We start from the raw sequence: 24,209 nt of genomic DNA, 5'->3' as shown, positions 1-24,209 counted from the left end.
TCATGCGCAACGCCCTTTCCGTCGATGTCGAGGACTGGTTCCAGGTCGGCGCCTTCGAGAAGGTGATCGACAAGGCCGATTGGGATTCGCTCGCGCCGCGCGTCGAGCGGAACACCGATGCCGTGCTCGCGCTGTTCGGCGAGAGCGGGGTGAAGGGCACCTTCTTCACGCTCGGCTGGGTGGCGCATCGCTATCCCGCGCTGATCCGGCGGATCGTCGAGCAGGGGCATGAGCTGGCGAGCCATGGCTGGGACCATCAGCGCGTCTTCACCATGGATGCGGCGCAGTTCCGGGCGGATCTCGCGCGGTCGCGCAAGACGCTGGAGGATGCCGGCGGCGTGGCGGTGACGGGCTATCGCGCGCCGAGCTTCTCGATCGACAAGCGCACGCCCTGGGCGCACCCGGTGCTGGCCGAAGAGGGCTATGCCTATTCATCAAGCGTCGCACCGGTGCGGCACGACCATTATGGCTGGCCCGAGGCACCGCGCTTCGCCTTCCGGCCGGTGGCGGGTGCCGAGCTGATCGAGGTGCCGGTGACGATCGCCGATGTCGGCGGGCGGAAGCTCGCGACCGGGGGCGGGTTCTTCCGGCTGTTTCCGGCGGCGCTGACCCATTACGCGATCCGCCAGGTTGCGGGCGAGGGGCATCCGGCGGTGTTCTATTTCCATCCCTGGGAGATCGATCCCGGCCAGCCGCGCGTGGCGAATGCGCCGGTCAAGTCGAAGATCCGGCATTACAGCCGGCTGGGCGCGATGGCGGGCAAGCTGCGCGGGCTGATCCGGCGGCACGACTGGGGGCGGATGGACGCGGTGGTCGCCGAAGCGCGGGCGGGGCTGGCGTGAACATGCCCTTGGTCTCGGCGCCGCTGGGGCTTCGCGCGGTCGATCTGCGCGATGCTGATGAACGGGTGCGGCTCGATGCATTCGTGCGCGCGCACTCCGAAGGGACACCCTTCCATCTGCCGGCGTGGAGCAAGGCGGTGGCTGAAGGGTGCGGGCAGCGCAGCCACACGCTGGTGGCCGAGCGCGCCGACGGGTCGCTGGCGGCGATGCTGCCGTTGACCGAGGTGCGATCACCCTTGTTCGGCAAGGCGCTCGTCTCGAACGGGTTCGCGGTCGACGGGGGTATTCTCACCGAGAGTGAGGATGCGGTGCGGCCGCTCGGCGAGGCGGCCTGGGCGCTGGCAGAGAAGCTTGGCTGCCCGACGCTGGAGATTCGCGGCGGTGCGGTCGAGGGGCCGGAATGGATCCGCGACGAGACGACCTATCTCGGCTTCGCCCGCCCGCTTGCTGAATCCGACGAGGCGGAGCTGACGGCCATTCCGCGCAAGCAGCGGGCCGAGGTGCGCAAAAGCCTCGATATCGATCTGGAGGTTTCGGCCGGCCGTCATGATAGCGACCTGCGCGCGCATTATGCGGTCTATGCGGAATCGGTGCGCAATCTGGGTACCCCGGTGTTTCCGGCGGCGCTTTTCCGGTCGGTCTTAAGGGAATTTGGGGACTCTGCGGATATCCTGACGATTCGATCGGGAGGAAAACCGGTGGCGAGCGTGCTGAGCCTGTATATGAACGGCACCGTCTATCCTTATTGGGGTGGCGGGACGCATGAAGCGCGGGCGCTGCGGGCCAATGACCGGATGTATTTCGCGCTGATGGCGCATGCCCGTGCGAAGGGCTGCACCCGCTTCGATTTCGGGCGCTCCAAGGCTGGCACAGGCCCGGCGGCGTTCAAGAAGAACTGGGGTTTTCAGGGCGTCCCCCTGATGTATGCTAAGCGGGCGGCAGCTGGGGAGACGCCGCGCGAAATCAATCCTTTGAACCCGCGCTATCGGCTTCAGGTCGAGATGTGGAAAAAACTGCCGCTGTGGGTCGCAAATCGGATTGGGCCGCATATTTCCAAGGGACTCGGCTGATGGGCGACATTCTGTTCCTGGCGCATCGCGTCCCTTATCCGCCGGATCGGGGCGACAAGATTCGCGGCTTCAATATCCTGAAATTCCTGTCGGCGCGGAAGCGCGTGCACCTGATCGCCTTCGCCGACGACACGCGCGACATGAAGCAGAAGAACGGCCTCGCGAAATTCACCGGCAACCGCTCGATCATCTGGCGTTCCAAGCCGCGCGCCGTGGCGGCGCTGGAGGCGATCTTCTCGCGCAAGCCGATCTCGCTGACGGCGTTCGAGAACCGGCCGCTACGCGAACAGGTCGAGCGAATCCTGTCGGCGCATTCGATCGACACGATCTACGTCTTTTCGAGCCAGATGGCGCAATATCTGCCGGCCCGGCCGCGGCAGCGCGTGATCATGGATTTCTGCGACATGGATTCGGCGAAGTTCGCCGCGTACGCCAAGACGGCGACCGGGCCGATGGCCTGGTTCCTGAAGCGCGAATCGAAGATGCTGTTCAGCCATGAACGCGCCGTTGCCCAGCGTGCCGATGCGAGCCTGTTCGTCAGCGAGGTCGAGGCCGAGCTGTTCCGCTCCAAGACCGGCGCGGAGCGGGTGCATGTCGTCGAGAACGGGATCGACACCGAATTCTTCGACCCGGTCGCGCATTTCAAACGGATCGATACGACCGGCGAGTTGATGGTCTTCACCGGCCAGATGGATTACCGCCCCAACATCGAGGCAGTGACCTGGTTCGTCGAGACGATCCTGCCGCATGTCCGCATCCGACATCCCCAGGCACGCTTCGTGATCGTCGGGCGCAGCCCGACCGAAGCAGTCAAGGCACTGGCCAAGCAGCCGGGCGTGATCGTGACGGGCGAAGTCGCCGATGTGCGCGGCTGGCTGGCAGCAGCGTCGGTCGTCGTCGCGCCGCTGAAGCTGGCGCGCGGCGTGCAGAACAAGGTGCTCGAGGCGATGGCGATGGCCCGCCCGGTCGTGGCCTCGGCCGCGGCGGCCGAGGGTATCGACCATGGCGGGACGATCCGCATCGGCGCGACCGTGGGCGAGATCGCCGAGGAAGTGATCGCCGTGCTCGACGATGCGGCGGGCGGCGCGGCGATGGGCCGCGAGGCGCGGGCGCAGGTGCAGAAACGCTATAGCTGGAATGCGTGCCTCGCGCCGCTCGACTCGATCCTGGGCATCCGGGTGAAGGCGCCGCCGCGGCGATCTGCCGCGTGACCATCGCGGTCCCGGCGGCTGACTTCGCGGCCGGGACACAGGCTGGCGCGATCTGGCGGCGACAGACGGCGATCCTGGCTGGGGTCGCGATCGCGCTGCTGTTGCTGTTCCGGGCCGACGCTGGCGATCTCGCGCGGATCTGGTGGACCAGCACGACCTTTGGGCATTGCCTGTTCATCGCTCCTGTCATCGGCTGGCTGGTCTGGCAACGCCGGGCGGAGCTGGCGCAGCTGACGCCGGTCGCGTGGTGGCCGGGGCTGGCGTTGGTTGCCATCGGCGGGTTCGGCTGGCTGCTCGGCGATGCGGCGAGCGTGGCACTGGCGCGGCATCTCGGGCTGGTGATGATGCTGCAAGGCGCTGTCGTCACGATCCTCGGGCCCAATGTCGCCCGCGGGCTGCTGTTCCCGCTCTGCTATGCCTTTTTCATGGTCCCGTTCGGCGAGGGGATGGAGGGGCCGCTCCAGACCGTCACGGTCGAGATGACCATGCCGCTGCTCCATCTGTTCGGCGTGCCGGCGCAGGTCGACGGCGTGCTGATCACCATTCCCAACGGCTATTTCGAGGTCGCCGAAGCGTGCTCGGGCGCGAAGTTCGTCATCGCGATGATCGCGTACGGCGCGCTGGTCGCGAATGTCTGCTTCACCTCCTGGACACGACGCGCGATTTTCATGGTCGTGGCGCTGGTCGTGCCGGTGATCGCCAACGGGCTGCGCGCCTTCGGGACGATCTATGCGGCGCATCTGACCTCGGTCGAGCGTGCCACCGGCATGGACCATATCGTCTATGGCTGGGTGTTTTTCGGCGTGGTGATGGCAGCGGTGCTGGCGATCGGCTGGCGCTGGTTCGACCGCGCGCCTGACGCGCCGGTGTTCGATCCGGCGACCTTGCAGGCCGAGCCGAAGCGCCGGATCGACGCCCTGGTCGCGGCTGCCCTGGTGCTGACGGTCGCCGGTATCTTCCCGGCCTGGTCGGCGGCGATCGCCGGGCGTGCGCAGGCGCTGCCGAACACGATCGCGCTACCGGAGGTGGCGGGCTGGCACCGCGCGTCGATGAGCACCAACGCGCCCTGGTCGCCTTATTATCCGGGCGCCGACCATTATCTGATCGGCCGCTATGTGAACGGGCAGGGCGATGCGGTCGATCTGGCCGTCGCGGTCTATGGCAGCCAGCACGAGGGCAAGGAGCTGGTCTCGTTCGGCATCGGCGCGATCCGCGAGGACGACGTGTGGGTGCGGATCGAGGACCTGCCCGATATCGTCGGCGGATCGGTGATCCGGGCGACTGCGCCGGGGCCGGTCGAGCGCCAGATCGCCACCTGGTACCGGGTCGGCGACGTGGTGACCAACAACGACCGGACGGTGAAGCTGGAGACGCTCAAGGCGAAGATGCTCGGCGGGCCGCAGCGCGCGGTGGCGGTGCATGTGTCGGCCGAAGTGCTGCCGGGCCGCGACCCGCGTGCTGCGATCGGGGCGTTCGTCGCGGCGCTCGGGCCGATCGGCGTGCTGGCGGATCGCAGCGCCGGCATGGCGCGCTGAACCAGTCGTGATTTCGGTCGGGTCGAGCTTGTCGAAGGACTCCGCTTCCTGTCTATCGGGGCGCGTGACGATCGGGTGGGGACTTAACTGATGTGCGGCATCGCCGGGATCTTCTATCCCGCCACGCCCAAGCCGGTCGATCCGGCCCGCATCGCCGCGATGGCGGATGCACAGGCGCATCGCGGGCCCGACGGGTCGGGCGTGTGGACGGGGCCGGGGGTCGGCCTGGGGCATCGCCGCCTGTCGATCATCGACGTTGCGGGCAGCCCGCAGCCTATGGCGAGCGCCGACGGGGCACTGACGGTTACGTACAATGGCGAGATCTATAATTTCGTCGAGTTGCGCGCCGAGCTTGCGGCGCTGGGCGCGGTGTTCGTCACCAAGGGCGATACCGAGGTGCTGCTCCATGGCTGGGCGATCTGGGGGCCGGCGATGCTCGACCGGCTGAACGGCATGTTCGCCTTTGCGCTGCACGATGCGCGGCGGCAGAGCCTGTTCCTGGCGCGCGACCGGCTTGGCGTGAAGCCACTCCATTATGTCGAGCTGTCGGATGGCGGCGTTGCCTTCGCCTCCGAACTCAAGGGCCTGCTCGCGCATCCGCTGCTGCGGCGGTCACCCGATATCCGCGCGGTCGAGGATTATATGGCGTTCGGCTATGTGCCGGACGATGCCTGCCTGATCGCGGGGGTGAAGAAATTGCCGGCCGGCCATTCGTTGCTGCTCGAACGGGGCAGGGCGGTGCCTGCGCCGTCGCGCTGGTGGGATGTCGATTTCTCGCGGCGGGCGACCGGCAAGCAGAAGGCGCTCGAGGAGGAGCTGGTCGCGCGGCTGCGCGATGCGGTCACTTCGCGCATGGTCTCTGACGTGCCGCTCGGCGCATTCCTATCGGGTGGGGTCGACAGCTCGGCGGTGGTCGCGTTGATGGCCGAGGCGTCGAAGCGCGCGGTGAAGACCTGTACGATCGGGTTCAACGAGGCCGGGCATGACGAACGCGCCTATGCCGACCAGATCGCAAAACGCTTTGCCACCGAACATCGCGAGCGCGTGGTGGCGGCGGACGATTTTGCGCTGATCGACACGCTGGTCGCGAGTTTCGACGAACCCTTTGCCGATGCGTCGGCGCTGGCAACATATCGAGTGTGCGAACTGGCCCGCGAAAGTGTGACAGTGGCACTGTCCGGCGACGGCGCGGACGAGGCGTTTGCGGGGTATCGGCGCTACAAGTTTCAGGCAGCCGAGGAGCGGGTGCGGGCGTTGCTACCCCCCTCGATCCGGGCGGGTGCATTCGGGACGCTGGGACGCTTCTACCCCAAGGCCGATTGGGCGCCGCAGCGGCTGCGGGCGAAGACCACCTTGCTGGCGCTCGCCGAGGATGGCGCCGAGGCCTATGCGCGATCGGTCGGCGTGACGACCCCGACGCTGCGCGGGCTGCTCTTTTCCGACGAGGCCAAGCGGGCGTTGGCGGGGCATCGTGCCGAGGATCGTTATGTCCGCAGCATGCGGGATGCGCCGGCGCGCGATGCGATCGACCGGGCGCAATATGCCGACTTCCAGCATTGGCTGCCCGGCGACATCCTGACCAAGGCGGATCGCACCAGCATGGCGGTTAGCCTCGAGGCGCGCGAGCCGCTGCTCGACTACCGCCTCGTCGAGTTCGCTGCCACCTTGCCCGTGTCGATGCGGCTGAAGGGTGGGCAGGGCAAATGGCTGCTGAAAAAGGCGATGGAGCGCTATTTGCCGCGCGACATCCTCTATCGGCCCAAGATGGGTTTCGTGACGCCGATCAGCGCCTGGTTCCGCGGACCGCTGTCCGATGAGGCAGCGGGCCTGGCCAAATCGCGTGTGCTTACCGGGACCGGCTGGTTCGATCCCCGCGCGATCGAACGGATCGCGGCTGACCACCGCGCCGGCCGCGCGGAGCACGGTCGGACGCTGTGGCAGTTGGTGATGCTCGAACGATCGATGGCGAGGCTGTTCGGCTGATCCCTTGACTCAGAACACAACCATTGCCGCATGCAGGGTCAGCGCGATCAGGCAGAGTGTGGCGAGGGTGAAGATCGAGAAGCGGACGATCACCCGGTTCACCGTGACCTGCACGATACTGTGGACCACGCGCAGACCGACATAAGCCCAGGCGATCGTCAGGTTGACGCCCCCGCCGGAGCCGAGAAGCGCCAGGGTCAGCGCGATCGCATAGAACAGCGTCGGCTGCTCCATCAGGTGATTGTAATTGTCGGCCGGCCATTGTGCCTGGGCAGGGATGCGGGCCCTCAGGTCAGCGCCGTTACCGCCGACCAGGTTCTTCGTGTCGATCTTGGCGGCGTTCATCGCCGGAATCCGCTTCGCGTACATCCAGAGCCACATCACGAGGCTCCAGGCTACCAGCGCGACGACGGGTGCAAGGATCGGGCTGTGTTCGGTCATTCTGGCATCCCCCTTTGTTATTTTAAGGAGGCTGCCTCAATCGTGACGGGCACGCAACTTTCAATGATGTCAGTAGCGGGAACGGAAAGGGGCCCGGAGTCCGGCATGTGCCGTGCTCCAAGCCCCGCCACCAATTCGTGGTCCGCTCCCATCTGCGCGATGGGAGGAACGGTTTTTAGTCGAAGCTGGCGCCCCAGCGGCGCTTGGTGCGGGTCTTCCACAGGCCGCGGTGATAGGCGTCCGACGCCAGCAGCGGCATGACCGAGCCCGCCTCGGCAAACACCATCTGCTCGATGCCGGTGTTGACCTTGCCCCAGCTCGCGGCCTCCTGCAGCGTCGAGGATGAGCAGGCACCGTCGCGCACGTCGGCGACGGTGATCTGGACCGCATACTTATGCACCTGGACGTCGTCGTGGCCGAGGATCTCGGCGCAGACCACTGTGTCCTGGATGAAGTTCTTCGGCACGCCGCCGCCGATCATCAGCAGGCCGGTGGTGCCCGCCTTGATCTTGATGTCGGTCAGCTCGCGGAAGTCGGCGATGGCGTCGAGCACCATGTACGGCTTGCCTTCCTTGGCGCGGTCGACCTGATGCTTGACCAGGCCGAAGCCGGCCGAGCTGTCGACGAACGCCGGGCAGAAGATCGGCACGTCATGCTCGTATGCGAGCTTGACCAGGCTGTTGTCCTTCTTGCCGTTCTCGACGAGATACTTGCCCATCGCGCGGATGAATTCGCGGCTCGAATAAGGGCGCGGCTCGAGGCCGTTCGCGATCTCGTAGATCGTGTGGTCGCAATCCTGGAGCTGCTCTTCGTCGATATAGGTGTCGTAGATGCGGTCGATCAGCAGCGAGCGCAGCGTGTCGTCGTCCGGCACTTCGAGTGCCTGATAATGCTTGTGGCCAAGGCCCTCGAAGAAATCCATGTCGACGATCGAGGCGCCGGTCGCGACCACGCCGTCGATCATGTTGTTGCGCAGCAGCTCGGCGTACAGGTCCATGCAGCCGCCGGCCGAGGTCGAGCCGGCGATCACCAGGAAGATCGAGCAATCGGGATCGGCGAGCATCTGGTTGTAGATGTCAGTCGCGCGGCCGAGGTCGCGGCTGGTGAAGCTCATCTTCTTCATCGCATCGACGATCGGGCGCGCGTCGAACTTGGTGATGTCGATATGCTCGACGGTGGTCGAGAGCAGCTCGGCTTTGCGGGTGTCGTTGATGGTGTCGGTCATTGGTTGCTCCATAAATCCCCCTCCCGCTTGCGGGAGGGGCTAGGGGAGGGCGTGTCGCCGAAACCCCTGAATTACAGGCCCTCCCCCGACCCCTCCCGCAAGGCGGGAGGGGGAAGAAGAGCGGTAGTGGTTGCTGGTTACAGCGTGACGACGTTCGAAGCGACCTCGCGCTCGTCGCCGACGTACAGCGACGCCATCGGTTCGTCCTCGACGATCACCGTCTCGTCGGACCCGAAGCCGTTGAACGCCGTGCGCATCGCACAGCCATAGGCTCCGAGCATGCCGATTTCGATATAATCGCCGGCGCGCGTGTCGGCAGGCAGCAGGAACGGGCCGGCCATGTGATCCATGTCGTCACAGGTCGGGCCGTAAAAGCTGAACTCCATCAGCTTCGCCCGGCTGTCCGGCTCGCGGAGCAGCTCGACCGGGAAACGCCAGCCGATATGCGCCGCATCGAACAGCGCGCCGTACGCGCCGTCGTTGATGTAGAGTTCGTCGCCGCGGCGACGTTCCACCCGAACGATCAGCGAGCTGTACTCGGCGCACAGCGCACGGCCGGGCTCGCACCACAGCTCGGACGAATAGCTGACCGGCAGGCTTTCGAACGCACGGTGGATCGTCTCGAAGTAACGCTCCAGCGGAGGAGGCTCCATGCCCGGATAGGTCGAGGGGAAACCGCCGCCGACGTCGATGACGTCGACCGTGACCGCCGCATCGACGATCGCCGCGCGGACGCGCTCCATCGCCTGGGCATAAGCCTCGGGCGTCATTGCCTGCGAACCGACATGGAAGCAGATGCCCAGGGCATCGGCCGCCTGACGGGCCGCGAACAGCAGCGCCTTGGTCTCGCCGGGGGCCGCGCCGAACTTCGACGCGAGGCTGAGCTTCGAATGCTCCGACGACACGCGCAGGCGGACGCAGAGCGTCAGGTCCTGTGCGCCGCGGGTGGCGCGGACGATCTTGTCGAGCTCCTCGATCGAATCGAGCGAGAAGACCCGGACGCCATGCGTGAAATACGCCTCTTCGATCGCTTCCTCGGCCTTGACCGGATGCATGAAGCACAGGGTCGCGCCGGGAACGGTGCGAGCAACGAGCCGTACCTCGGCAATCGAGGCGACGTCGTAATGCGTGATTCCGCTCTCCCACAGGACCTTCAGCAGGTCCGGCGAGGGATTGGCCTTCACGGCATACATCGAGCGGCCCGGAAACTTCTCGACGAAGAAGCGGGCGGCACGCGATGCGGCGTGCGGGCGAATGAGCGTTACCGGCTGAACCGGTCCGTGCTTAGCGATCTCGAAACCGCGGGTCGCGGTCGAAAGGGTGGTCGCTAACCCCAGCGCGCTATGATGCTTGTGCAACTCAAGGGACCTCCAAGTGCCTAATGGCGGACGAAAGCTGCCTTGCGGTTGGAAGTCCCATGGGGCAGCGGGAAGCGCGAAATAGGGTCGACTTTCCCCAATGTAAAGTGGAATTGGACCCACGGAGACGTGAAGTGACATTTGTGCGACAGCCTACCCGTGCCGGCGTGCGTGACGCCGCCGCAAAGATTGCGGCAATCCTGCCGCCTTCGCCGCTGTTCGTGGCGGAAATCCGCGGGATTCCAGTGGCTTTCAAAGCCGAGGCGCTGCAGCCGGTCGGCGCGTTCAAGCTGCGCGGGGCGTGGCATCGGCTCACCGCAATCGATGAAGAATCGCGCGGAAAAGGGGTGGTTGCCTTCTCGTCGGGCAATCATGCCCAGGGTGTCGCCTGGGCAGCGAAGCGCCTCGGCATGCCCGCAGTGATCGTGATGCCGGCCGATGCGCCGAAATCGAAGCGCGAGGGGACGCTGGCGCTGGGCGCCGAAGTGGTCAGCTACGACCGAGCGACGCAGAGTCGCGAATCGATCGCGGCGCAGCTTGCCGAGGCGCGCGGGGCGGTGCTGGTGCCGAGCTTCGACGATCCCTGGATCATCGAAGGGCAGGGCAGCGCGGGAATCGAGGCCTCGGTCCAGATGGTCGAGCGAGGGCTGGGCGAGCCGGTGCAGGCGATCGTGCCGTGCGGCGGCGGCGGACTGGCGGCCGGGACAGCGCTGGGGCTGCGCGATGCCTTTGTGACGGTGGTCGAGCCCGAGGGCTGGGACGATATGCGCCGCTCGCTCGAGGCCGGGTGGATCGAACCGGTCGGGCCAAATCCCCCACCGACGGCGTGCGATGCTCTTCAGACGACGCTCGTCTCATCGCTGACCTTCGACGTGTTGTCGCGGCGCGGCGTGCAGGGTGTGGCGGTGAGCGAGGCGGAGATTCGCGCTGCGCAGCGCTGGGCGGCCGAGCGGCTGCGTCTGGTGGTCGAACCGGGCGGTGCAGTGGCGCTTGCCGCGCTGCTGGCGGGCAAGGTCGAGGTGACTCACGGGACGCTCGTCATCCTCTCGGGCGGCAATGTCGATCTGGCGGCTTATGGCGCCGTACTGGCCGGGAACGATTAGGATGGAGGGCTATCTGGGGGCGCTGGGCGGAATCGCGCAGGCCATGTCGGCGACTGCGCCGGCGATCAGCATGCTGGCGGTCTTCGCGCTGATCTTCGGCGGGATCTATCTGCTGGTGAAGAAGCGCGACCGGCAAAAGGCAGCGCTCATGCTCGTGCTCGCGCTGGTGATCTTCGGCAATGTGGTGATCTGGACGATGTAACTTAGCCCCTCTCCCCTTGTGGGAGAGGGAGGGGCCCAAGCGAAGCTTGGGAGGGTGAGGGGGACACCCGATCGTTTCGAGCCTCACTCCCCCTCATCCGGCCCTTCGGGCCACCTTCTCCCACAAGGGGAGAAGGGAGATTCACCGAATCGGCGAGTTGGGGTCGAGCCGCATGTCGAGATAATGATCCACCGACCCCATCAGCTCGGGCATCTCATGCTCGAAGAAGTGGTTCGCCTTCGGGATGGTGTCGTGGTGGATCGTGATGTGCTTCTGCGTGCGCAGCTTGTCGACGAGCTTCTGAGTCGCGAGCGGGGTCACGACCTCGTCGGCTTCGCCCTGGATGATGATGCCCGAGGCAGGGCAGGGTGCGAGGAAGGTGAAGTCGTACATGTTCGCTGGCGGCGCGACCGAGATGAAGCCGCGGATCTCCGGGCGGCGCATCAGGAGCTGCATGCCGATCCAGGCGCCGAAGCTGACGCCGGCGATCCAGGTGGTCGAGGCCTCGGGGTGGAAGCTCTGCACCCAGTCGAGCGCGCTGGCTGCATCCGAGAGCTCGCCGACGCCATTGTCGAACGTGCCCTGGCTCTTGCCGACGCCGCGGAAGTTGAAGCGCAGGGTCGCGAAACCGCGGCGCTGGAAGGTCTTGTAGAGCTCCTGCACGATGCGGTTGTTCATCGTGCCGCCCGAGGATGGGTGCGGATGCAGGATCATCGCGACAGGCGCGCGGGGGCGCGGCGCGGGAGCAAAACGGCCTTCGAGACGGCCGTCGGGACCGGGGAAAATGACTTCTGGCATGGGACCTGCTGACAAAAATTCGGTGAGCGCGTGGGCCGCGCGGAATTGGGCGCTATATAGGCATGACGCGCTCCGGCGCAATCATTGTGCCCATGAGGACCCCTGACACTTGGCCGACCGCATCTATCTCGATCATGCCGCGACGACGCCGATGCTGCCCGAAGCGGTGGCGGCGATGGCCGATGGCATGGCGCGCTGGGCCAATCCCTCGTCTCCGCATGCGGAGGGGCGCGCGGCTCGGGCCACGCTGGAAGAAGCGCGCGCGCGGATCGGGGCGGCCTATGGCTGGACGGGCGAGACGATCCTGACCAGCGGGGCGAGCGAATCGCTGGGGATCGCGCTGAACCGATCGGTGACGGCGCGGCGCGCGATCTCTGCGGTCGAGCATGATTCGGTGATGCGGGTCGCGCTCGACGCGGCGGTGCTGCCGGTGGATGCGGCGGGCGTGATCGACATGGCCGCGCTGGCCGAGGTGCTGGCGGGAGCGGGGCGGGTGCTGGTCGCGGTGCAATGGGCGAACAGTGAGACGGGCGTGCGCCAGCCGGTCGCCGCGATCGCCGACGCCGTCCATGCCGCGGGCGGCTTGTTGCTGATCGATGCTGCGCAGATGCCGACGGGGGCTGATGCGGATGTGACGGCGCATGCCGATTTCGTGGCGATCTCGGCGCACAAGCGCGGTGGGCCGCCGGGCGTGGGCGGGTTGCTGGTGCGCGATGTCGCCACCTTGATCCCGACCGGCGGGCAGGAACGCGGCTATCGTGCCGGGACCGAGAATTTGCCGGGCGCGCTGGGGTTTGCGGCGGCGCTTGGCGTGGCGGAGGATATCGAGCGGCTGGGCGTGCTGCGGTTGAAGCTGGACGACGCCATTGCGCGATCGGGCGGCGAGGTGGTGGCGCAGGGCCAGCATCCGGCGATCGGCGCGTATCGCATGCGCGGGCTCGCCGCGACGACTCAGCTGATCCGGTTCGACATGGCCGGGATCGCGGTGTCGGCGGGGAGCGCCTGCTCCTCGGGCAGCATGAAGCCGAGTCATGTGCTGGGCGCGATGGGCTGGAGCGTCGATGCGTCGCGCGAAGTGGTGCGGGTGAGCTTCGGGCGGTCGACCACCGAGGCGGATGTCGATGCGTTCATTGCCGAATGGCGCAGCGTCTCGCGCGCGGCGCGGGCATTCGCGGCATGATCTATCTCGATTACCAGGCGACCACGCCGCTCGCGCCCGAGGTGCTGGCCGCGATGCTGCCCTGGCTTCAGAACCAGCACGCCAATCCGCATTCCGCCCATGCGCCGGGGCGGGCGGCGAAGGCTGCGGTCGAAGTGGCGCGGGAATCGGTCGCGGCCTTGTTGCCTGCGGGTGGGTCGTTGAGCTTTACCAGCGGGGCGACCGAGGCGATCAATTGGGCGATCAAGGGTGCGCCCGCTGGCGGGATTGTCACGCTCGCGACCGAGCATGCCGCTACGCTCGATACCGCCGAAGCACTGGCACGAGCGGGCAGGGCGGTCACGGTGCTGCCGGTGAAGGCGGGCGGCCTGGTCGATCTGGACGCGGCGCGGGCGGCGATCGTTCCTGGCACAGCGTTGGTCGCAGTGATGCTGGTCAACAACGAGATCGGCGTGATTCAGCCGATCGCCGAACTTGCGGCGATCGCGCATGAGGCGGGCGCGCTGTTCTTGTGCGATGCCGTGCAGGGTTATGGCCGCGTGGCGATCCCGAACGGGTGCGACCTGATCGCGATATCGGCGCACAAGATCCATGGGCCGAAGGGGATCGGCGCGCTGTGGATCCGCGATGGCGTGGCGATCGAGCCGCTGCTGCATGGCGGCGGGCAGGAGGCTTCGGGGCGGTCGGGTACCTTGTCGCCGGCCTTGTGCGCCGGCTTTGGTGCCGCCGCGCGGTTGGCGGCGGATTATGGCGACGATGACGCCGCTCATGTCGCCGGACTCTGGTCGCTGACGAGCGAACGGCTGGGAGATGGCTGGAACATCAACGGATCGATCGAGCAGCGCTATCATGGCAATCTCAATATCCGTCGCGACGGACTCGATGTGAATCGACTGATGTCGGAATTGCGCGATATCGCCTTTTCGGCGGGCTCGGCCTGTGCCAGCGGATCGGGCCGGTCGAGCCATGTGCTGCGCGCGATCGGACTGAGCGAGGCGCAGGCGCGGTCGAGCATCCGGCTCGGCTTCGGGCGATATACGACGGAAGAGGAATTGGTGATCGCCATCGACCGGATCAACGCAGCCGCCGCGGCGCAGCGGATCGCCGCCTGATGCGGGTGCGCTTCGTCCGGATCGACGGATCGATCAGCGATGTCGAGGCGAAGGCGGGCGACCGGCTGCTCGAGGTGGCGCAGGCCGACGGCCAGCCGCTGGAAGGCACTTGCGAGGGGCAGATGGCCTGCTCGACCTGCCACGTCATTCTCGATGCGGCGGACTTCGACCGGCTGGCGCGGCCGAGCGAGGATGAGGAGGATATGCTCGACCTCGCGGCGGGCGCTACGCGGACCAGCCGGCTGTCCTGCCAGATCTGGCTCGACGAGACGCTCGACGGACTGACGGTACGGATTCCGGGCGAAGTTCGGAACATGCAGGGCCGTTGATCATTACGCCTCCGTGCCTTCATGGCACGCAGGAGAAGAAACCCATGAAGATCTTGGCATTGATGGCCGCAGGCTTGATTGGCGCTGCTGCTCTGACTCCCTTGCCGGCGGCCGCTGCCGGTAGTGGACAAAGGGTAGTGCATGAGCGGACAGAAGTCCGCCACGTCACCACGAACCGCCACCATCGCTGGCGTTGGAAGACGGTGTGCCGCACCCAGTGGCGCAACCATCATCGGACGCGGGTCTGCAGAAAGGTTCGCACTCGCTGGTAAACCACACTTTCCGGGAGACCATCCAAGGAAAGGACTATCATGAAAACGATCGCTCTCATGTCCGCCGCGGCAATCGCCGCAATTGCCATGGCGCCGATGACGGCAACGGCCGCACCGCATCATGGCTGGAAGTGGAAGACGGTCTGCAAGACCGGCTGGCATCACGGCCACAAGACGCGCGAGTGCCACAAGGTCCGTACCCGCTGGTAAAGCGGGCTTGATCACTCCGTCCGACTCCCCCATATGCGCGGCGGGAGTCGGGCGGACGTGGTCGTCGCCAACCCGGTCAGATCCGGAAGGAAGCAGCCGCAACGATTTCGCCGCGGGTCGTTCCGGCTCCCACCTATTCCAGCCGCGCGGCCCTATGCATTGGAGGGCCTTCGGCGGCGCGCAGCTCCTCGCGAAAGCTGTGGAGAGCGCTGTAATTGGTCTCCATTCGCAGTTCCGCTGATTGACCCTCAATCTGCTGATCCTTGACGAGCGCCACGACGAGGAGTCGGCCGGTTCGGCCGAGGGGTTCAATACGAATCCGGACCTCGGGAATGTCGAATATGGCCTCTTTCTCGCCTTCGACCTGTCTCCCATAGCCGATGAACAACTCCGGCGCGTTGTCAGCCCCAATGGGATAGCGATCCAAAGCCGTGCCGAAATCGGCGAGAAGCCTGCGGTGCGCGTAATAGGCGCCGCTTTTTGCCGCGAAGCCGTTCGAGACGATTCCGACGTGAATTTCGTCGTTCCAGTCATCATCGGGGAGCCAGTCGATCTGCAGGTAATTGGTCATTTGCGGCCCCTCGATATGACAGACGTATCGGAGGACATTGGATCGGTCCACCGGTTCGCTTCCGTCGACCGGGGCAGTCCGACCGGGGTTGCTGCGGATCGTTACGACTAGCCTCTGGCTTCAGCAGAATTGGCGACTGCGCCAATCCAATGACATAGCCGAATAGTGCCCATCGTCGCGCCACGGTTGATTGACTCGCGTGCCGAATCGCGAGATGCATACAACATAACAAGAATGTATGCATGGGAGAGGTTCGATGATCGAACGCAGGGGCCTGCTCGGCCTTGTCCTCACCGCGCCGGCGATCGCCGCATTCCCGAGGCTCGCCGCCGCGCACCGTCCGGACGTATCGAAAGTGAAGACCCGGCCGTCGGGGCTGATCGAAGTGGTCTACAAGGCGCCGCACGGCAAGCCGAACGGCCTCGACCTGACCGGCGAGGGCCTGTGGGTGATGGACCAGGGGCCGGACAATTACATCTCGCTGATCGTGCCGGAGACGGGCAAGCTGATCCGCGAGTTCAAGCCGGCGAGCAATGTCCGCGCGTCGAGCGGCATCTGCGTCGACAGCGACGACGGCACGATGTGGATTGGATCGACCTATAACCGGCTGATCGTGCATCTCGACCCCAAGACCACCAAGACGATCGCCGCCTTCCAGACTCCGGGCGCGGGACTGCATTATTCGATGGTCGGCGATCCGCCCGGGCGCCGCTCCTTGCTGAAGGAGGCTTATCCCGAAGCGCCCAAGGTCGCGGCGCAGCCAGTGACTCAGCCGTCGCGGATCGCGGATGGTCGCGTGCCGCTCGACTGGGCCGAAGCGCCGCCGGGGACGGGATCGCATTGCATCCTGCAAAAGGGCGAGCTGCTGTTTATCACCGTGCCCAATGCGCGGACCGTGTTCACCGTCGACAAGAACAAATGGCTGGTCCGGGATTTCTACATCACGCCGGGCAACCGGCCGCACGACATGACCTGGGCCGATGCTGGCAAGACTCACGTCTGGGCGTCGGATTCGAACCTCAACGCCTTTTTCCTGACGGACATATCGAGCGGGGAGATCAGCGAGACGATTCAGCTGCCTGGTGATTCGCCGGTGATCCACGGGGCGAAGCTCTACAAGGGCTGGATGTATTGCTGCGACGATACGGGGTGGATCTTCCGCTTCAGGATGTGAGGCGTCGGCTGGCGTCGGGGCACATGACCGCCTAGATGGAAGGCAATGTCCGACTCCTTCGATCTTGGCGAACCGCCCCAGCCTGCAAAGGCGGAAGTCTACCGCGTCCTCGCGCGCAAATACCGGCCGCAGACCTTTGCCGAGCTGATCGGCCAGGATGCGATGGTCACGACGCTGGCCAATGCGATCAAGCGCGGGCGATTGGCGCATGCTTTCCTGCTGACCGGCGTGCGCGGGGTGGGCAAGACTTCGACCGCGCGGCTGATCGCCAAGGCGCTCAACTGCATCGGGCCCGACGGAAACGGCGGGCCGACGATCGACCCGTGCGGCGTATGCGAGCCGTGCCGCGCGATCGCGGAAGGGCGCCATATCGACGTGATCGAGATGGACGCGGCGAGCCATACCGGCGTGGACGATGTGCGCGAAATCATCGATGCGTCGCGCTATTCGGCGGTGTCGGCGCGGTTCAAGATCTACATCATCGACGAAGTGCACATGCTGTCGAAGAACGCGTTCAATGCGTTGCTCAAGACGCTGGAAGAGCCGCCGGCGCATGTGAAGTTCCTGTTCGCCACGACCGAAGTGAACAAGGTGCCGGTGACGGTGCTGTCGCGCTGCCAGCGGTTCGACCTGCGGCGAATCCCGGCGGACAAGCTGGCGGAGCATTTCGGGCGCGTCTGCGAAGCGGAGGGCGTCGAGGCGGAGCCCGAAGCGCTGGCGCTGATCGCGCGGGCGGCGGAAGGCAGCGCGCGCGACGGGTTGTCGATCCTCGACCAGGCGATCGCGCATGCGGGCATCGAAGGCGAGGGCGTGAAGGCCGGCGCGGTGCGCGAGATGCTCGGCCTGTCCGACCGCGGCGCGATCCGCGACCTGTTCGGGCTGGTGCTGAGCGGGGACGGGCAGGGGGCGCTGGCGGCGCTTCGGCGGCAATATGATTTCGGGGTGGACCCGCTCGGCGTGCTGCGGGCGATGCTGGAGACGGTTCATGCCACCACGCTCGTCAAGCTCGGCACCTTGCCCGAAGCGGGGCAAGCGGTGGAGGAGCGCGAGGCGCTGGCCGAATGGGCAGGCAAGCTGAGCTTCGCGTCGCTGCACCGGCTGTGGCAGCTGCTGCTGAAAGGCCATGACGAGGTCGCGCGTGCTGCATTGCCGATCGAGGCGTGCGAGATGGCACTGCTGCGGCTGATCCATGCGTCGACCCTGCCCGATCCGGGCGAGCTGGCGCGGATGATCGCGAACGGCGCGCCGATGGGTGGCGCGGCTCCCGCTGCCCCGGCGGCGCGGGCGTCGGCCCAGCCAGTCGAGGCGAACCTGCCCAACACTATCCGCGACCTGGTCGCGTTCCTCGAGGACCAGGGCGAGCATGCGCTGGCGGTCAAGATGACGCGCAGCGCGAGCGTCATCCGCTTCGAGGCGCCCGAGCTGGTGCTGAGCTCGGCCCGGCCGCTGCCGGCGGACCTGATCCGCGAATTGAATGCCGAGCTGAAGCGGCTGACGGGCAAGCCGTGGAAGGTCACGTCGGAGGACGCCCAGGGCGCGCCGACCATCAAGGACGAGGAAGAGGCGAAGCGCACCGCGATGCGTGAGGCGATCCTCGAAACCCCGGTGGTCAAGGCAGCGTTCGAGGCGTTTCCCGAAGCCGAATTTCCCGAAGCCGAACTCGACCGCCTGATGGCGGCCCAACGGAGCGTATCATGAAGAGTATCGAAGACATCATGGCCATGGCGCAGAACGTCCAGGCCGAGCTGACCAAGGCGCAGGCCGGTCTCGACGCGATCGAGGTCGAGGGCGCGGCCGGTGGCGGGCTGGTCAAGGTCAAGGCGACCGCCAAGGGGCGGATCATCGGCATCGACATCGACGACTCGCTGCTCGCGGCGAGCGAGAAGCAGATGCTCGAGGACCTGATCGTCGCGGCGTTCAACGATGCGAAGGCCAAGGCGGACGCGGCGTCGAGCGCCGAAATGTCCAAGATGACCAGCGGTATTCCGCTGCCGCCTGGCTTCAAGCTGCCTTTTTAAGGGAACATTCGGCCGCATCTTCCCGTTGGGCGACAAGCAAAACAGGAGGATAGCATGGCTGACGACCGCGTAACCGAAACGCCGCATACCACCGTGATCGAGAAGAGTGGTGGTGGCGGGGCCGGTATCTTCATCGGGATCATCCTGCTGATCGCGGTGGCGATCGGCGGCTTCTATCTGATGAACCAGAGCAAGAACGATAATCTGAAGACCGACGCAGTCACCAGCGCGGCGAAGGACGTCGGCGACAGCGCCAAGAAGGCCGGCGACGCAGCCGAGAAAGCGGCGGAGTGAGCCTTCTACCCCTCTCCCATCGGGAGAAGGGCAAGCCGCGAAGCGGCGCGGGGTGAGGGTGATGCCCGCCATCAACCTCACCCTTCCGCGCTGCGCGCTCCCTCCCTCTCCTGGAAGGAGAGGGAATTAGCGCAGGCATCCATCAAGACCGTCATTTCGTACCACGCCAACACGGCGGGTGAGGGCGTTGCCGTGGCGGCGGGTGAAGCCTTTGGCGCCGATCACCGCGCGCTTCTTGGGAAGCGGGAAGACGGCGGCGAGGCGGCCGGCTTCGGGAGGCGTCATGTTCGACGCGTCGTGGTTGAAATAGCGGATCGAGCCGGCGTTGACGCCATAGGTGCCGATCCCCGTCTCGGCGACGTTGAGATAGACCTCCATGATGCGCCGCTTGCCCCAGATCGTTTCGATCAGGACGGTGAAATAGGCCTCCAGCGCCTTGCGCGGATAGCCGCCGCCCTGGATCAGGAAGACGTTCTTGGCGGTCTGCTGGCTGATAGTCGAGCCGCCGCGGATGCGGCCGCCGCGCGCGTTGCGGGCATAGGCCTTGGCCAGCGCCGCAAAGTCGAACCCGTGATGTGTGCAGAAATTCCCATCCTCACCGGCGATCGCAGCGCGCGCCATGTCCGGATCGATGCGTGAGAGTGGCATCCAGGATTTGGTGATGCCGTGCCCGCTGACCGCATCGCCGAGCATGGTGAGCGTCACGGGCGGCGGCACGAAGCGGTAAAGCACGACCATGAACACCGACAGGAAGATGAAGGCGCCGATCGCCTTGAAGAACCAGCCGATCAGGCGGCGTAGAAACGAGCGGCGGGGTTTCATGGGTGGGGCAGGTTCCGGATCGTCGACTGGCGCATCGTAATGCGCCCTCTGGCTGGTGGTTTGAATCGACGCCGCCCGCGTGGCGGGGCGCGGCTGCATGGGGTCTGTCCCGAATTCCGATGGCGGCCCCCGCTCGTCGCTCATGCCGCTTTCTAGGCGAGCGAGGCGGGTGCGGTAAACCGGCTTGCGGCGGGCAATGTCCCGATCACGGCCTGGGCCGCCTCGATCCCGGTTTCGTAGGCGCCGTGCGCAGTCGAGAAGTCCGTGCGCGAACAGGCCTCTCCGGCGAAGAACAGGCGGTTGTCGACTGGCGCCGCCAGCACGGCGCGCTGGGGGGCGCCACCGACACGCGCGTGCGAATAGGAGCCATGGATGTGCGGCTCGGCGCGCCAGCGCGTGGTGACGAGGGGCGTCAGGCGGGCGCGCCAGTCGCTGCCGAGCAGCGCGACGAGCTCGCGGATGGCGAAGTCGGCGGCGGCGCCATCGCCTTCGGTCTCGAGCGCTTCGGCGCAGTCGCCGCCGAAGAAGCATTCGATCAGCGGCAGGCCGAACAGGCCGAGGCGGTAGCTCGCCGTGCAGTTGCTGTGGGGATTGCCGATGAGATGGCCATTGTTGGGAAGCTCGATCCCGTCGACGCGCAGATAGACCTTGTCGGCGAGGCCGAGCGGGAGGGCGGTGGCCGCCTCATGCTTTGCGGGGAGCGGTGGATCGAAGACGATCCTTTCCTCGGCCAGCGCCGTGGTCGGTACGCAGACGATCACGCGCCGCGTTTCGATCGTGCCGCGGTTCGTCTCCAGCTTCAGCGCGGGACCGCGATGGTCGATGCGGCTGACGATCGTGTCGAGCTGGACCGGAACACCGGCCGCATGGTGGGTGATCAAGGTGCCGTAGCCCTGAGGCAACGCCCAATTGTCGTCGGTCGCGGCATCCTCATAGGCAGCCCAGTCGTGCAGCGAGACCTGGGCGAGCGGCGCGCCGTTGGCGTAGCCCGAGATCGCGTCGATCAGCGGGCGCCAGGGATCGTCGGGCGCGATGAAGGCGGAGAGGGGTTGGTCGGGGCCAGAAAGCGCGGCGTGCGCTGCCTTTTGCCAGCGTGACCAGGCCCGGGAATAGGCTTGCTGTTCCTCGGGGGGGAAGCCTAGGTTGCGCCATTGGGCGCGCCAGTTGGACGGGGAGCGATCGACGGTGAAGCCGTAATGCTCGGCGATTTGGGTCAAAGGGTTGCGTCTGGCGGAGTGGAGCCAGGCGCAGCCCAGATCCACCACCATCACATCGGAAGAGGAAGAGGGCAGGGCGATGCTGTGCGCCCTGCCGCCGAGACGGTTGCCCGCCTCGACCAGCAGAACGTCCAGGCCTGAATCGTGGAGCCGCCTTGCGGCGGCGATGCCTGCGGCGCCGGCGCCGACGACGATCGCGTCAGCGCCGGCCATGGATCAGGCTGCGACCAGCATCCGCTTGTCGCCGGCAAGGCGCATCATCGCCTTTTGCAGCTTCTCGAAGGCGCGCACCTCGATCTGGCGGACGCGCTCGCGGCTGACGCCGTACACCTGGCTCAGTTCCTCGAGGGTCTTGGGATCGTCGGTCAGGCGACGCTCGGTGAGGATGTGCTTCTCGCGCTCGTTGAGGTCGTCCATCGCCGAGACGAGCATGTCGTGGCGAACGTCCGCTTCCTGCGCGTCGGCGACGACGCTGTCCTGCAACGGGGCGTCATCCTGCAGCCAATCCTGCCACTGGCCCTCGCCATCCTCACGCATGGGCACGTTGAGCGACGTGTCGCCGCCCATCGACATGCGGCGGTTCATGCTGGTGACCTCGTCCTCGGTCACCCCCAGATCCTTGGCGATCTTGGCGAGATGCTCCGGCGACAGATCGCCGTCCTCGAACGCGTCGAGCTTCGACTTCATCCGGCGCAGGTTGAAGAACAGCTTCTTCTGCGCCGCGGTGGTGCCCATCTTCACCAGGCTCCACGAGCGCAGGATGAATTCCTGGATCGAGGCGCGGATCCACCACATCGCGTAGGTCGCGAGCCGGAAGCCGCGATCGGCCTCGAACTTCTTCACGCCCTGCATCAGGCCGATATTGCCCTCCGAGATGAGCTCGGACACGGGCAGGCCATAGCCGCGATAGCCCATCGCGATCTTCGCGACGAGGCGGAGGTGGGACGTGACGAGCTGTGCCGCCGCGTCGGTGTCACCGTGCTCCTCGAAGCGCTTGGCGAGCATATATTCCTGCTCGGGCGCGAGGATCGGAAACTTCTTGATCTCGGACAGGTAGCGATTGAGGCTTGCCTCTCCGCCGAGTGCGGGGATCGTCGCCGGGACGTTGCTGCCGCTTGCCATGATCAAATCTCCCTTACTGTCGCACGGTCCCTATAATGAGGCGACGCGCGCGTGAACCTATACGTAGAGTCTATCGAACAGTTCCTGCATGTCGGACGGCATATCGCTATCGAATGCCAAAGCTGTGCTTTCGACGGGGTGAATGAACCCGAGCCGGGCCGCGTGCAATGCCTGTCGGTGGAAATCCAGGGTTTCCAAAATGGACCGGTGGACTGGTTTTGTTCTACCATAAACCGGGTCCCCAAGCAAGGGGTTTCCGATCGAGGCCATGTGAACACGCACCTGGTGGGTGCGGCCGGTCTCCAGCCGGCACTCGACAAGGGCGGCTTCCTTGAGCCGTTCCAGCGTCTTGTAGTGCGTGACCGCGCGCTTGCCGTTCGCCACGATCGCGATCTTCTTGCGGTTCGCGGGCGACCGAGCGAGCGGGGCATCGACGGTGCCTTCCGAGGGAAGAGGGCGCCCCGTGACGATCGCCTTGTAGCGGCGATCGATGCTGTGGTCGTGGAATTGCTTCGCCAGGCCTTCATGCGCCCGGTCGGTCTTGGCGGCGACCATCAGCCCCGACGTGTCCTTGTCGATGCGGTGGACGATACCGGGCCGCGCCACGCCGCCGATGCCGGACAGGCGCCCGGCGCAGTGATGGAGCAGCGCATTGACCAAAGTGCCGTCGAAATTGCCGGCGGCGGGATGGACGACGAGGCCGGCCTGCTTGTCGATGACGATCAGGTGATCGTCCTCGAACACCACGTTCAGCGCGATATCCTGCGCTTCGTTATGCGCGGGGGTCGGCAGCGGGACGGCGATGGTGAAGACGCTGCCGGCGATGGCCTTGCGGGAAGGATCGCGAGCAAGCGCGCCGCTTTCGTCCGTGACCGCACCGGAGGAGAGCAGGGCCTTGAGGCGCTCGCGCGACATGGTCGGCACGGCGCCTGCCAAAGCGCGATCCAGACGCCAGCCACCGGCCTCGTCCGAGATGCGTGCCTCGATATTTGTAACCCCCCGATCCATGCCGTAGCGATGTGGGAATGGGGTACGGAATTTCAAGCACTCTCCTGGGTAGACTGCTAACCGACGCGAAAAATTCCCCGGAGGCGGAGGTTTGCGGGCTGTTGTTCGGCACGGAGGGGCGGATCGAGACGGCTGAAGCGTGCGCGAATGTGGCGGCTGAGCCGGCGCGGGCGTTCGAGATCGACCCGGCGGCATTGTTCGCGGCGTATCGGCGGATGCGGGGGGGCGGGCCGCGGCCGATCGGCCACTATCACTCGCATCCTTCCGGGGAGGCAGTGCCATCGGCGCGCGATGCCGCGCAGGCGATGGGGGACGGGGCGCTGTGGCTGATCCTGACGGCGCACGAGGCGCGGCTGTGGCGGACGGATCGTGTCGGGACGTTCGAGGCGGTCGCCCTTCAGGCCCAAGAAGAATGAAGTAAAACGAGCCGAGGCGGCGGGAATGCCTGAAGTAAAAGGCGGAATGTGAGAGTCCACGTCTACCCCATTTTTTGCATATGGGCGTCGGATGCGACAAGCAGGTTGCTAGAACATCCGGCATTTCCGGACGGGGCGCGGGAAATCCGGCAGTCATGGCGATACGCAAGGGCGGAGCAATATTGATCATATAGTTTACGATTTATGAGAATCGTTCGTGGGGACTGGGAGCATTCTTGCGGTACGCGACCTAGCCTGGCCGAGTAGGCGGCGCATCAGTCCCGTGTCCGTTTCGACGCGTTGAGGCGCCAGCGTGCGGGCTGTCGATTGCGCAGCCAGCGGAGTGCGACCTTCGGATCGGGGAGCACGCGCTGGTCGTATTCGACCAGAACCGGCCTGGCGCTATTGATTCCGTAGACGCAGGTGGCGCGGTATTTGTAGCCGATCGCCCGCTTGTACAGGCTCGGCGCTGCCAGCCCGGCATATTCTCCGCGGCCCATCGCGACGGCCAGGCCGAAGTCGGGATATTTGTCGAGCCAACGATAGAGAGTGGCGCTGCTGACCGAGAAGATTTCGGCCAGATCGGCATTGTCGACGCCGAGGCGGCAGAGGGATCGGGCTTTCTCGGCGAATTCGGGCCTGTAGCCCGTGGGGCGTCCTTTTTTCATGGGACGAGGATGGTGCGGTTCCGCTGAGGTTTGAATCGATGCCGGGCGT

Annotated in this window: 26 protein-coding genes and 1 other RNA gene; 17 read left to right on the top strand and 10 right to left on the bottom strand. The window is 66.0% G+C overall.

Translation table 11 applies throughout. The annotated features are described in order from the left end of the window. Positions 1-2: 2 nt before the first annotated feature. From WC729_RS16990 to WC729_RS16970, 5 genes are all read left to right on the top strand, one after another. On the top strand, positions 3-842 hold the full coding sequence (locus tag WC729_RS16990; protein WP_372854866.1) for an XrtA system polysaccharide deacetylase: 840 nt from the start codon (positions 3-5) through the stop codon (positions 840-842). Positions 843-844: 2 nt separating this feature from the next. Further along, positions 845-1,912, top strand: a complete 1,068-nt coding sequence (locus WC729_RS16985; RefSeq protein ID WP_372855491.1) for a FemAB family XrtA/PEP-CTERM system-associated protein — start codon at positions 845-847, stop codon at positions 1,910-1,912. Continuing rightward, positions 1,912-3,123 (top strand): TIGR03087 family PEP-CTERM/XrtA system glycosyltransferase, encoded by a 1,212-nt coding sequence (locus WC729_RS16980; RefSeq protein WP_372854864.1) that lies wholly within the window; start codon positions 1,912-1,914, stop codon positions 3,121-3,123. The genes WC729_RS16985 and WC729_RS16980 overlap by 1 nt, the downstream gene beginning before the upstream one ends. Continuing rightward, positions 3,120-4,658 (top strand): exosortase A, encoded by a 1,539-nt coding sequence (gene xrtA, locus WC729_RS16975; RefSeq protein ID WP_372854862.1) that lies wholly within the window; start codon positions 3,120-3,122, stop codon positions 4,656-4,658. Before WC729_RS16980 ends, xrtA begins: the two co-directional genes overlap by 4 nt. Before the next feature lie 90 nt (positions 4,659-4,748). Next, on the top strand, positions 4,749-6,641 hold the full coding sequence (locus tag WC729_RS16970; protein WP_372854860.1) for an XrtA/PEP-CTERM system amidotransferase: 1,893 nt from the start codon (positions 4,749-4,751) through the stop codon (positions 6,639-6,641). Positions 6,642-6,650: 9 nt separating this feature from the next. Here WC729_RS16970 and WC729_RS16965 read toward each other — a convergent pair whose 3' ends face one another. The 3 genes from WC729_RS16965 to WC729_RS16955 form a co-directional block, all read right to left on the bottom strand. Then, positions 6,651-7,082, bottom strand: coding sequence for an MAPEG family protein (locus tag WC729_RS16965; RefSeq protein WP_372854858.1), 432 nt, complete (start codon positions 7,080-7,082; stop codon positions 6,651-6,653). Positions 7,083-7,257: 175 nt separating this feature from the next. Next, on the bottom strand, positions 7,258-8,307 hold the full coding sequence (locus tag WC729_RS16960; RefSeq protein ID WP_372854856.1) for a deoxyhypusine synthase: 1,050 nt from the start codon (positions 8,305-8,307) through the stop codon (positions 7,258-7,260). A 137-nt stretch (positions 8,308-8,444) separates the two neighbouring features. Continuing rightward, a complete protein-coding gene (locus WC729_RS16955; protein WP_372854854.1) occupies positions 8,445-9,665 on the bottom strand; it encodes a type III PLP-dependent enzyme in 1,221 nt (406 codons plus the stop codon). A gap of 134 nt (positions 9,666-9,799) precedes the next feature. On the opposite strand from WC729_RS16955, the gene WC729_RS16950 reads away from it, so the two are divergent. Both WC729_RS16950 and WC729_RS16945 read left to right on the top strand, forming a co-directional pair. Then, complete coding sequence (locus WC729_RS16950; protein ID WP_372854852.1) at positions 9,800-10,768, top strand: threonine/serine dehydratase; 969 nt, start codon at positions 9,800-9,802, stop codon at positions 10,766-10,768. Position 10,769: 1 nt separating this feature from the next. Then, positions 10,770-10,970 (top strand): hypothetical protein, encoded by a 201-nt coding sequence (locus tag WC729_RS16945; RefSeq protein ID WP_372854850.1) that lies wholly within the window; start codon positions 10,770-10,772, stop codon positions 10,968-10,970. Between the two features lie 141 nt (positions 10,971-11,111). On the opposite strand, the gene WC729_RS16940 is transcribed toward WC729_RS16945, so the two are convergent. Continuing rightward, positions 11,112-11,768, bottom strand: a complete 657-nt coding sequence (locus tag WC729_RS16940) for an alpha/beta hydrolase (RefSeq protein WP_372854848.1) — start codon at positions 11,766-11,768, stop codon at positions 11,112-11,114. 109 nt (positions 11,769-11,877) lie between these two features. Here WC729_RS16940 and WC729_RS16935 point away from each other — a divergent pair, with 109 nt between their 5' ends. The 5 genes from WC729_RS16935 (at position 11,878) to ffs (ending at position 14,987) form a co-directional block, all read left to right on the top strand. After that, positions 11,878-12,948 carry a cysteine desulfurase family protein gene (locus WC729_RS16935; protein WP_372854846.1) on the top strand — a complete coding sequence of 357 codons (1,071 nt, stop codon included), beginning with the start codon at positions 11,878-11,880 and terminating at the stop codon, positions 12,946-12,948. Next, entirely contained in the window at positions 12,945-14,039 is a 1,095-nt protein-coding gene (locus WC729_RS16930; protein ID WP_372855489.1) for a cysteine desulfurase family protein, read from the top strand. Before WC729_RS16935 ends, WC729_RS16930 begins: the two co-directional genes overlap by 4 nt. Beyond that, the gene (locus WC729_RS16925; RefSeq protein ID WP_372854844.1) at positions 14,039-14,368 is read left to right on the top strand and encodes a 2Fe-2S iron-sulfur cluster-binding protein; all 330 of its coding nucleotides are present in this window, start codon (positions 14,039-14,041) and stop codon (positions 14,366-14,368) included. Before WC729_RS16930 ends, WC729_RS16925 begins: the two co-directional genes overlap by 1 nt. Before the next feature lie 311 nt (positions 14,369-14,679). Continuing rightward, the gene (locus WC729_RS16920; RefSeq protein ID WP_372854842.1) at positions 14,680-14,850 is read left to right on the top strand and encodes a hypothetical protein; all 171 of its coding nucleotides are present in this window, start codon (positions 14,680-14,682) and stop codon (positions 14,848-14,850) included. A gap of 39 nt (positions 14,851-14,889) precedes the next feature. Beyond that, an RNA gene (ffs, locus tag WC729_RS16915) (signal recognition particle sRNA small type) lies at positions 14,890-14,987 on the top strand. Here the strand turns inward: ffs and WC729_RS16910 are convergent. Next, positions 14,984-15,421 carry a hypothetical protein gene (locus WC729_RS16910; RefSeq protein WP_372854840.1) on the bottom strand — a complete coding sequence of 146 codons (438 nt, stop codon included), beginning with the start codon at positions 15,419-15,421 and terminating at the stop codon, positions 14,984-14,986. The two genes, ffs and WC729_RS16910, sit on opposite strands and share 4 nt — an antisense overlap. A 256-nt stretch (positions 15,422-15,677) precedes the next feature. Between WC729_RS16910 and WC729_RS16905 the strand changes: the two genes are divergently transcribed. From WC729_RS16905 to WC729_RS16890, 4 genes are read left to right on the top strand one after another with little or no spacing between them, the layout of a single operon-like run. Continuing rightward, a complete protein-coding gene (locus tag WC729_RS16905; protein ID WP_372854838.1) occupies positions 15,678-16,595 on the top strand; it encodes a hypothetical protein in 918 nt (305 codons plus the stop codon). Positions 16,596-16,640: 45 nt separating this feature from the next. Continuing rightward, a complete protein-coding gene (locus WC729_RS16900; RefSeq protein WP_372854836.1) occupies positions 16,641-18,293 on the top strand; it encodes a DNA polymerase III subunit gamma/tau in 1,653 nt (550 codons plus the stop codon). After that, entirely contained in the window at positions 18,290-18,613 is a 324-nt protein-coding gene (locus WC729_RS16895; protein WP_372854834.1) for a YbaB/EbfC family nucleoid-associated protein, read from the top strand. Before WC729_RS16900 ends, WC729_RS16895 begins: the two co-directional genes overlap by 4 nt. A gap of 54 nt (positions 18,614-18,667) precedes the next feature. After that, positions 18,668-18,907 (top strand): hypothetical protein, encoded by a 240-nt coding sequence (locus WC729_RS16890; RefSeq protein ID WP_372854832.1) that lies wholly within the window; start codon positions 18,668-18,670, stop codon positions 18,905-18,907. Between the two features lie 126 nt (positions 18,908-19,033). Here the strand turns inward: WC729_RS16890 and mtgA are convergent, their stop codons facing one another. The 4 genes from mtgA to WC729_RS16870 all read right to left on the bottom strand — a co-directional run bounded on the left by mtgA (position 19,034) and on the right by WC729_RS16870 (position 23,076). Further along, entirely contained in the window at positions 19,034-19,729 is a 696-nt protein-coding gene (gene mtgA, locus WC729_RS16885; RefSeq protein ID WP_372854830.1) for a monofunctional biosynthetic peptidoglycan transglycosylase, read from the bottom strand. 152 nt (positions 19,730-19,881) lie between these two features. Further along, a complete protein-coding gene (locus tag WC729_RS16880; protein ID WP_372854828.1) occupies positions 19,882-21,159 on the bottom strand; it encodes a flavin monoamine oxidase family protein in 1,278 nt (425 codons plus the stop codon). Between the two features lie 3 nt (positions 21,160-21,162). After that, positions 21,163-22,068: an RNA polymerase sigma factor RpoH gene (gene rpoH, locus WC729_RS16875; protein WP_372854826.1), complete on the bottom strand. Its 906-nt coding sequence runs from the start codon at positions 22,066-22,068 to the stop codon at positions 21,163-21,165. Positions 22,069-22,125: 57 nt separating this feature from the next. Further along, positions 22,126-23,076, bottom strand: coding sequence for an RluA family pseudouridine synthase (locus WC729_RS16870; protein ID WP_372854824.1), 951 nt, complete (start codon positions 23,074-23,076; stop codon positions 22,126-22,128). A 17-nt stretch (positions 23,077-23,093) separates the two neighbouring features. Between WC729_RS16870 and WC729_RS16865 the strand changes: the two genes are divergently transcribed. After that, positions 23,094-23,492: a M67 family metallopeptidase gene (locus tag WC729_RS16865; RefSeq protein ID WP_372854822.1), complete on the top strand. Its 399-nt coding sequence runs from the start codon at positions 23,094-23,096 to the stop codon at positions 23,490-23,492. A gap of 275 nt (positions 23,493-23,767) precedes the next feature. On the opposite strand, the gene WC729_RS16860 is transcribed toward WC729_RS16865, so the two are convergent. Further along, on the bottom strand, positions 23,768-24,160 hold the full coding sequence (locus tag WC729_RS16860) for a hypothetical protein (protein WP_372854820.1): 393 nt from the start codon (positions 24,158-24,160) through the stop codon (positions 23,768-23,770). Between the last annotated feature and the right edge of the window lie 49 nt (positions 24,161-24,209).

Source organism: Sphingomonas sp., assembly GCF_041661825.1.
Taxonomy (GTDB): domain Bacteria; phylum Pseudomonadota; class Alphaproteobacteria; order Sphingomonadales; family Sphingomonadaceae; genus Sphingomonas.
Note: the sequence above shows the minus strand (reverse complement) of the source record. Positions and strands in the feature narration are given on the sequence as shown.

What these genes read in the sequence shown, in the direction of transcription:
- WC729_RS16910 (WP_372854840.1), bottom strand. Translation starts at nt 15,421, where the DNA reads ATGACCAATTACCTGCAGATCGACTGGCTCCCCGATGATGACTGGAAC.
- WC729_RS16895 (WP_372854834.1), top strand. Translation starts at nt 18,290, where the DNA reads ATGAAGAGTATCGAAGACATCATGGCCATGGCGCAGAACGTCCAGGCC.
- WC729_RS16860 (WP_372854820.1), bottom strand. Translation starts at nt 24,160, where the DNA reads ATGAAAAAAGGACGCCCCACGGGCTACAGGCCCGAATTCGCCGAGAAA.
- WC729_RS16890 (WP_372854832.1), top strand. Translation starts at nt 18,668, where the DNA reads ATGGCTGACGACCGCGTAACCGAAACGCCGCATACCACCGTGATCGAG.
- WC729_RS16940 (WP_372854848.1), bottom strand. Translation starts at nt 11,768, where the DNA reads ATGCCAGAAGTCATTTTCCCCGGTCCCGACGGCCGTCTCGAAGGCCGT.
- WC729_RS16930 (WP_372855489.1), top strand. Translation starts at nt 12,945, where the DNA reads ATGATCTATCTCGATTACCAGGCGACCACGCCGCTCGCGCCCGAGGTG.
- WC729_RS16905 (WP_372854838.1), top strand. Translation starts at nt 15,678, where the DNA reads ATGATCGAACGCAGGGGCCTGCTCGGCCTTGTCCTCACCGCGCCGGCG.
- WC729_RS16900 (WP_372854836.1), top strand. Translation starts at nt 16,641, where the DNA reads ATGTCCGACTCCTTCGATCTTGGCGAACCGCCCCAGCCTGCAAAGGCG.
- WC729_RS16880 (WP_372854828.1), bottom strand. Translation starts at nt 21,159, where the DNA reads ATGGCCGGCGCTGACGCGATCGTCGTCGGCGCCGGCGCCGCAGGCATC.
- WC729_RS16970 (WP_372854860.1), top strand. Translation starts at nt 4,749, where the DNA reads ATGTGCGGCATCGCCGGGATCTTCTATCCCGCCACGCCCAAGCCGGTC.
- rpoH (WP_372854826.1), bottom strand. Translation starts at nt 22,068, where the DNA reads ATGGCAAGCGGCAGCAACGTCCCGGCGACGATCCCCGCACTCGGCGGA.
- WC729_RS16965 (WP_372854858.1), bottom strand. Translation starts at nt 7,082, where the DNA reads ATGACCGAACACAGCCCGATCCTTGCACCCGTCGTCGCGCTGGTAGCC.
- WC729_RS16925 (WP_372854844.1), top strand. Translation starts at nt 14,039, where the DNA reads ATGCGGGTGCGCTTCGTCCGGATCGACGGATCGATCAGCGATGTCGAG.
- WC729_RS16865 (WP_372854822.1), top strand. Translation starts at nt 23,094, where the DNA reads ATGGGGTACGGAATTTCAAGCACTCTCCTGGGTAGACTGCTAACCGAC.
- WC729_RS16985 (WP_372855491.1), top strand. Translation starts at nt 845, where the DNA reads ATGCCCTTGGTCTCGGCGCCGCTGGGGCTTCGCGCGGTCGATCTGCGC.
- WC729_RS16990 (WP_372854866.1), top strand. Translation starts at nt 3, where the DNA reads ATGCGCAACGCCCTTTCCGTCGATGTCGAGGACTGGTTCCAGGTCGGC.
- WC729_RS16870 (WP_372854824.1), bottom strand. Translation starts at nt 23,076, where the DNA reads ATGGATCGGGGGGTTACAAATATCGAGGCACGCATCTCGGACGAGGCC.
- mtgA (WP_372854830.1), bottom strand. Translation starts at nt 19,729, where the DNA reads ATGAAACCCCGCCGCTCGTTTCTACGCCGCCTGATCGGCTGGTTCTTC.
- WC729_RS16945 (WP_372854850.1), top strand. Translation starts at nt 10,770, where the DNA reads ATGGAGGGCTATCTGGGGGCGCTGGGCGGAATCGCGCAGGCCATGTCG.
- WC729_RS16960 (WP_372854856.1), bottom strand. Translation starts at nt 8,307, where the DNA reads ATGACCGACACCATCAACGACACCCGCAAAGCCGAGCTGCTCTCGACC.
- WC729_RS16920 (WP_372854842.1), top strand. Translation starts at nt 14,680, where the DNA reads ATGAAAACGATCGCTCTCATGTCCGCCGCGGCAATCGCCGCAATTGCC.
- WC729_RS16980 (WP_372854864.1), top strand. Translation starts at nt 1,912, where the DNA reads ATGGGCGACATTCTGTTCCTGGCGCATCGCGTCCCTTATCCGCCGGAT.